The following is a 297-nucleotide window of genomic DNA, read 5'->3' as shown; positions in this document are numbered from 1 at the left end:
CACCACGTCAAAGGGTGACAGCAAGCTCATAAGACGCCCCAGCGTCGCCATAGTGCGTTCACCGAATACGTGCGCAACAACCGTCTTCCGGAGCCTGTCATACGCGTAAAACAGCCAGCGCTGCGCGATTTAGCCCCGACGTATCCCCACTGTTCGTCCATTTCCGCGCAGACGATGACGTCACTGCCCGGCTGTATACGCGAGGTTACCGACTGCGGCCTGAGTTTTTTAAGTGACGTAAAATCGTGTTGAGGCTAACGCCCATAATGCGTGCAGTTGCCCGGCATCCAACGCCAT

1 pseudogene is annotated in these 297 nt (G+C 56.6%); it reads right to left on the bottom strand.

Annotated elements, in window-relative coordinates:
* Nucleotides 1–297: pseudogene (locus BGK49_RS28150) on the bottom strand (IS1 family transposase); the annotation flags it as partial.

The organism is Shigella sp. FC1544 (assembly GCF_001722145.1).
In the GTDB taxonomy this organism is placed as follows: domain Bacteria; phylum Pseudomonadota; class Gammaproteobacteria; order Enterobacterales; family Enterobacteriaceae; genus Escherichia; species Escherichia coli.
The sequence above is the reverse complement of the archived record's forward strand: the minus strand, read 5'-3'. Positions and strand labels throughout refer to the sequence as shown.